The organism is Nitratidesulfovibrio liaohensis, assembly GCF_011682075.1.
GTDB classification, from domain to species: Bacteria; Desulfobacterota; Desulfovibrionia; order Desulfovibrionales; family Desulfovibrionaceae; genus Cupidesulfovibrio; species Cupidesulfovibrio liaohensis.
Genome location: NZ_VSMK01000087.1, coordinates 1 through 7,037, shown reverse-complemented (window position 1 = coordinate 7,037; position 7,037 = coordinate 1). Strand labels below are relative to the sequence as shown.

Sequence of the window (7,037 nt, the reverse complement as noted above, 5' to 3'; positions counted from 1 at the left end):
CTCTTCCGATCTGGGTGCGGCCACACATGGCCGCGCCGGTGGCGCGCGGCGCATGGCGCGACACGGCCCGGCAGGAATGGGATGCGGTACGCGCCTGCCGGTGCTCCATCCTGCTGTGGACCGACCCGCGCTACCCGGCCCGCCTGCGCGAAGTTTCCGACGCGCCTGCCGTGCTGTACTGCCGTGGTGACGCCTCACTGCTGGCCAACCACGCCGTGGCGGTGGTGGGGTCGCGCCTGTCCTCGCGGGCCGGGCGCAGGGTGGCCGCCGACATCGCCTACAGCCTTTCGGCGGCGGGCGTCACCGTGGTTTCCGGCCTTGCGCGCGGCATCGACCGCGAGGCGCACGTGGCCGCGCTGGAAGAGGTGGGCTCCACCATCGGCGTGCTGGGCACGGGCATCGACGTGGTCTACCCGCCGGAACACGCGGAACTGTTCGCCCGCATGGAAGCCACGGGGCTGCTGGTGTCGGAGTACGCCCCCGGCACGCTGCCCCTGCCCGGGCACTTTCCCGTGCGTAACCGGATCATCAGCGGGTTTTCCGTGGGGGTGCTGGTGGTGGAGGCGGCAGCCCGCAGCGGCAGCCTGATCACCGCGCGTCTGGCCCTGGAGCAGGGCCGCGAGGTATACGCCGTGCCCGGCCCGGCCACGGCCCAGTATACCTGCGGCTGCCGGGGGCTCATAGAGCAGGGCGCGCGACCAGTGACCACGGCGGAGGACATGCTTGCGGACCTGGCCCCGGTGCTGGGCATGGAACTTGCCGCGCTGGCCGCGCCGTGTCCGCCCCCCGGTTGGGGCGGTTGGGGCGGTTGGAGCGGTTCGGACGACGATCCGCTGGACGAGATATTTCCGCTGGATGCCTCGAATCCCCCGGCTGCCAAGGTTGGGCCTGATGCCTCGCATGTGCCGGTCACGCCAGTCACGCCAGTCACGCCAGTCATGCCAGTCACGCCTGATGCTCCTGATGTGGCAGGCACGCTCGATATGGCGGTCACGTCAGTCACGCCGGGTGTTTCGGATGCCCAGAGTTCTCCCCGCAGCATGGACGGGGCGGCTGCCAAGGATGTTGTCAGCCCGCCGCAGAAGATTTCCGGCGGCAGTTTCCACACTTGCGCCGGGCAAGAGAAGCGGGCACCTTTGGAACCCGCCGCCGTGCCGGAGCCTGCGGCCCGCCCGGCACCCTGCCCGGCGCGCGTCCGCAGACCGGTTGCCCCTGCCCCTTGTCCGTCCTGCATCAGCAACGGTCCCGGCGACGCCCCCCCCAGTAGTCAACCCGACGGCTCCCGTGCCGGTCCGGACGACGCCATCCTGGCCTTTCTGCACGGTCGCCCCGGCGCCCACGTGGACGACATCTGCCGCGCGTTGTCCATGGGGGCGGCGGACGTCAGCTGTCGCCTGGTGTTGCTGGAGGTAAAGGGCGGGGTACGCCGGTTGCCCGGCATGCGCTACGAGCGTATGTAGGGAAACGCGCCAACACGGATTGAAACGGCGGGGCATGCGCCTGCCGGGGAAGAATATGCAGAAGATACCGCTAGACCTCGCCGCGCCCGGCATGAAACTGGCCAAGCCCGTCACCAAGTCCGACGGACTGGTGCTGGTTGGCGCGGGCGTTGAACTGACCACCACCATCATTTCGCGCTTCCGCGCCAGCGGGGTGCAGTCGCTTACCGTGCAGGGCCGCCCCGTGGACCTTGGCGACGACGGCGGCAATGACCTGGAGCGCATCGCCGGGCGGCTGGATCACCTGTTCCGCAAGCACGGGCAGGACCGGTTCATGGTCACCCTGCGCAACATGCTGCGCCGCTTCTTTGCAGAGCGCATCGCCGCAGCCAAGGCGGCGGAAGAGGCCGAGGCCGCCGCCATCGCCGCCGCGGCAGAGGCCGCGCGCGAAGAGGCGGAAGCCCAGGCCGCGCAGAACCGCATCCCGTTGGTGCCGTTGGTGGATGACGAGCCGGAAGGCGTGCCCGCCCGGCCCGAAGTTGTCAACGGCAACGGCGCGCCACGGGAGAACGGGCGATGAGCGATGACCTGCGCACCATTTACAAGGGGCGTCTGCTGGCGGTGAAGGACCTGCCAACGCTCCCCACGGCGTTGCAGGAGGTTTCGCGCCTGCTGGAGTTGCCCAACACCACCACCGACCAGGTGGCCAAGGTCATTTCCGTCGACCAGGTGCTGGCGGCCAAGGTGCTGAAGATGGTCAACTCGCCCATCTACGGCTTTCCGGGGCGCATCGGCACGGTAAAGCACGCCCTGGTGCTGCTGGGGTTCAACGTCATCCGGGGGCTGATCATCTCCACCTCGGTCTACGACGACATGAACCGCGCCATGCGCGGCCTGTGGGACCACAGCGTGGGCTGTTCGCTGGCCTGCGGCGAACTGGCCCGCGCGCTGGGCATGAAGGACCCGGAGGAATACGCCGTAGCCGGGCTGCTGCACGACCTGGGCAAGGTGGTGTCGGCCCTGCAACTGCCCGAGGCCAAGGCCAGGGTGGACGCGGTGGTGCAGGAACAGGACCTGCCGTACATCGACGCGGAAACGCAGGTGCTCGGCTTCGGGCATGACCGCATCAACGCCTGGCTGGCCGAACACTGGAACCTGCCCCCCGCCATCCGCGAGGGCATGGCCTTCCACCACAAGCCCATGAGCGCGCGCATTTACCCGCAGATGGCCTGCGTGGTGCATGTGGGCAACTTCATGGCCCGGCTGTTCGAGTACGGTTCCGGCGGGGACGACAACGTGCCGCAGCTTTCGCCGCACGCGCTGAAGCTGCTGGGCATGAACCAGAGCGCGCTGGAAGCACTGCTGGACACCCTGTGCGAGAAGTTCGCCGACGCCGGGGAACTGGGGTTTGCATGATTTCTGACGCTGCCGTGTCGCCAACGCGACCGCTTGCTCCTTCGCCGAGCCGATCGCCGCGCTTGATGACGTACCGCTTGCTGCCCGCATGCCCGCGTCCGGCACGCGCGGCATTGGGCGCATCATTGAGCGCATCATTGGGCGCAGCATGGAGCGCGTCATGAGCACGCGGCCCTTGGGGTTCGGCGACGCAGCAGCCGTAGGTGTGCCGCGCTGCTGGCTGGTCACGGCTGACGGCTGTCTGACCGCCACCGTGCGCGCCCTGTGGGCGGCGGACGGCGACCCGGAGGGACAGCGCACGGCATCGTCCCGCCCCATGGACTGGCGGGTGTTCGACAACGGGCGGGCCGTACTGGAGCAGTTCTTTCTCGATCCGCCGGACCTGCTGCTGGTTTCCGCAGCGCTTCCGGACATGTCGGGCGTGTCGCTGATCCAGTTGGTGAAGGGCGAGAACGTGTACCGCCAGGTGGCCACGCTGCTGGCCCTGAACGCCCCGGATGTTGCCGGGGTGGATTGGCAGGGCGTGGAGGTCGACGATTTCATGGTCCTGCCCGCCGCGCCGGTCTCCGCAGAGGGTGCGGGGTGCATGCCCCTGCCGCCCCCGCTGTCCACGGAACTCGCGGCGCGCATCGAACTGGCCCTGACCCGCGCGGGCCGCGCCCTGGACGCCAGCCCCCTGACCAAGCTGCCGGGCAACACCTCGATCATCAAGTTCATTCAGGGGCTCATTGATCGGCGCATGGATTTCGCGCTGGCCTACGCGGATCTCGACAACTTCAAGGCCTTCAACGACAAGTACGGCTTTTCGCGCGGCGACGAGGTACTCATGCTCACTGCGCGGCTCATCGCCACCACGGCGCGCGAGGTGCGCGGCCAGCCCGCCTTCGTGGGGCACGTCGGGGGCGACGACTTCGTGTTCGTGACACCCGTGGACGAGGCGGAAGACGCCTGCCGCCGCGTGGTGGGGGCCTTCGACGCCATCGTGCCCGGCTTTTACGACGCGGACGACCGCGAGCGCGGGGCCATCGTGGCCCACGACCGGCAGGGGCAGGTGCGCACCTTTCCGCTGATGGCCGTATCCATCGCCGTGGTATGCAACCGGCCCGGCGACGGGCTTTCGCTGGCCCACTACGGCGAGGCCTCTTACCGGGCCAGCCAGGTCAAGAAGCTGGCCAAGGACAGGACGGGCAGCTGCTATGTCTTCGACCGGCGACAGGCGTGAGCGGGGCGGGCGCGGCGCATCCGACAACGGTGTCGGCGCGGATGCCCCGGCTGGCCGTGGCGCACCGGCGGCGCCTCGCACGGTAGTTGCCCCCGCGCGTGGCTCCGAACCCGCAGAATCCTTCTCCGTCCCTGCCGCCACTCCGTCCGGCACAACTCCGTCTGGTAACGCCCTGCTTCCCCCCGCCCGCGCGGAACTGCTGGAGATGTTCCTGGCCCATCTGGGCATGGAAAAGGGCTACGCCGATGCCACCGTGACCGCCTACGGCACGGACATGGACCAGTTTGCGGCGTTTCTGGCAGAGGCGGGCAGCGGTCCGGCCATTCCCGGCAGGCCGTCCTTGCCGAATCCCGCGTCGTCCTCCGCCTCGCCTTCGTTGGATACCCCGGAACTCATCACCAAGCGCCACGTGCAGCGGTTTCTGGCCGAACTGCACCGCCAGCGCATCGCCAAGTCCAGCGTGGCCCGCAAGCTGTCGGCATTGCGGGCGTTCTTTCGCTTTCTGTTGCGGTTGCGCCGGGTCACGGCGGACCCCACGGCGGGCGTGCATAATCCCAAGCAGGAACAACGCCATCCCCACGCCCTGAACGTGGACCAAGCCTTTGCCCTGCTGGACGAGCGGCGGCAGCGCAAGGCTCTGACTGCCCGCGCTACCGCCCACCCCACGGCTCGCACAGGACATGGCACGGCTTCCGGCCCCGCCGACGCGGTGCTGCTCACGCGCGACCTTGCCCTGGCCGAATTGCTGTACGGCTCCGGCCTGCGCGTGTCCGAGGCGCTGGAACTGAACGTGCTGGACGCGGACCCGGCATCCGGAGTGGTGCGGGTGATGGGCAAGGGCGGGCGCGAACGCATGAGTCCGCTCAGCGATACCGCGCGCGATGCACTGGCAGCGTGGCTGTCCGTGCGCCATCAGGTGGACGAGGGCCGGGGCGAACCCGCCCTGTTCCTGGGCGCGCGGGGCGGACGCCTGAACCGGCGGCAGGCCGCGCGGATCATCGAGACCCTGTGCCTGCGGGCCGGGCTGCCGCAGGCCATATCCCCGCACGGGCTGCGCCATTCCTTCGCAACCCACCTGCTGGAGGCCGGGGCCGACCTGCGCAGCGTGCAGGAACTGCTGGGCCACGCCCGGCTTTCCACCACCCAGCGGTACACCCACCTGACCCTTTCGCGCCTGGTGGACGTGTACGACCGGGCGCACCCACGCTCCGATCTTGCGTCACCGTCGGGCAAGACGCCGCAACCAAAGCCCGCCGCAACGCCGGAAAAACCGGCCCGCGCCGCCACACCCCGCAAGGGCGGCAAGCCCACGCCCAAGCGATAGTGGCTTTTCCCTTTTCTCCGTTTACCAACGGAAACGGGCCGGAACCTTGCAGGGTTCCGGCCCGGTGTTTTTGGGAGGAGACGTTGCGGACGTTGCGGAAATTTCGCTCTCCGGCAAGGAAGGCAAGCCGGTTGCGACGGGAGCGCACTAAAGGTGCGTGACCAGAGCAAGCGGCGCCGCCTGACGCGGCCCGAGAGCGAAAGAACGCAACGCTAAGCGCGCAACATGCCGAAGCGTTTGGAGATAGCCTCCTCGAACTCCTGCTGGAGCGAGGAAACCAGCTCGTGCACCGACTGGATGCGATCCACCCGGAACACATTGGCGCCCGAGAAGGCAAACCCCTTCTCCAGGTTGCCCTTCATGGCGTTGATCAGCGCGGCGGCGATGCAGTACGGGGTCTGCTCCTGCTCGCAGGTGCTGATGCACTTGAACACGCATTTGAAGGGCTTCTTCGCGCCTTCGCGCATGGCCTCGATGAACGAGTTGCCAATGGCGCGGCCCGGCATGCCCACGGGGCTCTTGATGATGGTCACGTCCTGCTCGGTGGCGTCCACGTAGGCTTGCTTGAAGCGGTCGTCGGCATCGCATTCGTGGGTGGCCACGAAGCGGGTGCCCATCTGCACCCCGGCGGCGCCCAGTTCCATGAACCGGGTGATGTCCTCGCCGGTGTACACGCCGCCCGCGGCAATGACCGGAATGCGGCGCCCCTTTTCGTCCTCGAAGGGCTTCACCGCTTCCACCACCTGCGGAATGACCGCTTCCAGCGAATGGTTGGGATCGTCGATCTCCTCGGCCTTGAAGCCAAGGTGCCCGCCCGCCTTGGGGCCTTCCACCACGAAGGCGTCGGGCACGTAGTCGAAGCGGGTAATCCACTTCTTGGCGATGACCGAGGCCGCCCGGGCGGACGACACGATGGGCACGAGCTTGGTGCGGAATTCTTCCTTCTTCTGGTCGCACGCCTCGCGCAGGTGCCTGGGCAGGTCCAGCGGCAGGCCCGCGCCGGAGAAGATGATGTCGGCCCTTTCCTCGATGGAGGTGCGGACCATTTCGCCAAAGGTGGTCAGGGCCACCATGATGTTCACGCCCACGATGCCCTGGGTCATTTCGCGGGCCTTTTGCAGCTCGCGGCGCAGGGCGCGGACGTTGGCTTCGATGGGGTTCTTGGCAACGTCGGGCTCTTTCATCCCGATCATGGCGGCGGCGATGACGCCGATGCCGCCTTCGTTGGCCACGGCGGACGCCAGGCGCGACAGCGAGATGCCGACGCCCATGCCGCCTTGCACGATGGGTATGCGGGCGACCAGGTCGCCAATGTTCAGGGTCGGAAAAGGCATGATTCAGTCCTCCGGTGCGGTGCGTGCGTGCCGGTGAAGGCACGCGGAATGAACCGGGCCCGCGTGCATGCCAGTGGCATGGGAGTGGGCGCTCCGGTGTGCCGCCATGCGCGGGCGGCGCGCGGAAGACGCACGATGCGGCGGAATGCCGGAATCGCGTGGTCTCCGTGGACTGCATCGGAGTCTTTCGGGCAGCAAACGCTGGGTGGCGTCGTGCGGTACGGTGGCGGCGGTGCGTTTTCTCCCGCGCAGTCCCCACTGCGCGGGCGCATGCGCCGCCGGGCCGTGGCCGGGCGGACGCC

6 protein-coding genes are annotated in these 7,037 nt (G+C 68.5%); 5 read left to right on the top strand and 1 reads right to left on the bottom strand.

Annotated features, from left to right (window positions below):
• From dprA to FVW27_RS03835, 5 genes are all read left to right on the top strand, one after another.
• Positions 1-1,460, top strand: a 1,460-nt coding sequence (gene dprA / locus FVW27_RS03855) for a DNA-processing protein DprA (RefSeq protein ID WP_167122898.1), incomplete at its 5' end; no start/stop codon positions are given.
• Between the two features lie 55 nt (positions 1,461-1,515).
• Complete coding sequence (locus tag FVW27_RS03850; RefSeq protein WP_167122896.1) at positions 1,516-2,019, top strand: hypothetical protein; 504 nt, start codon at positions 1,516-1,518, stop codon at positions 2,017-2,019.
• Positions 2,016-2,855 carry an HDOD domain-containing protein gene (locus FVW27_RS03845; protein ID WP_167122894.1) on the top strand — a complete coding sequence of 280 codons (840 nt, stop codon included), beginning with the start codon at positions 2,016-2,018 and terminating at the stop codon, positions 2,853-2,855. Before FVW27_RS03850 ends, FVW27_RS03845 begins: the two co-directional genes overlap by 4 nt.
• A 160-nt stretch (positions 2,856-3,015) precedes the next feature.
• Positions 3,016-4,077, top strand: a complete 1,062-nt coding sequence (locus FVW27_RS03840) for a diguanylate cyclase (protein ID WP_167122892.1) — start codon at positions 3,016-3,018, stop codon at positions 4,075-4,077.
• A 205-nt stretch (positions 4,078-4,282) separates the two neighbouring features.
• On the top strand, positions 4,283-5,401 hold the full coding sequence (locus tag FVW27_RS03835) for a tyrosine recombinase XerC (protein ID WP_167122900.1): 1,119 nt from the start codon (positions 4,283-4,285) through the stop codon (positions 5,399-5,401).
• 212 nt (positions 5,402-5,613) lie between these two features.
• On the opposite strand, the gene FVW27_RS03830 is transcribed toward FVW27_RS03835, so the two are convergent.
• A complete protein-coding gene (locus tag FVW27_RS03830) occupies positions 5,614-6,735 on the bottom strand; it encodes an NAD(P)H-dependent flavin oxidoreductase (protein ID WP_167122890.1) in 1,122 nt (373 codons plus the stop codon).
• Between the last annotated feature and the right edge of the window lie 302 nt (positions 6,736-7,037).

Bases quoted from the DNA above. Each gene is read 5' to 3' on its own strand.
- FVW27_RS03850 (WP_167122896.1), top strand. From the start codon at position 1,516: ATGCAGAAGATACCGCTAGACCTCGCCGCGCCCGGCATGAAACTGGCC.
- FVW27_RS03845 (WP_167122894.1), top strand. From the start codon at position 2,016: ATGAGCGATGACCTGCGCACCATTTACAAGGGGCGTCTGCTGGCGGTG.
- FVW27_RS03840 (WP_167122892.1), top strand. From the start codon at position 3,016: ATGAGCACGCGGCCCTTGGGGTTCGGCGACGCAGCAGCCGTAGGTGTG.
- FVW27_RS03835 (WP_167122900.1), top strand. From the start codon at position 4,283: ATGTTCCTGGCCCATCTGGGCATGGAAAAGGGCTACGCCGATGCCACC.
- FVW27_RS03830 (WP_167122890.1), bottom strand. From the start codon at position 6,735: ATGCCTTTTCCGACCCTGAACATTGGCGACCTGGTCGCCCGCATACCC.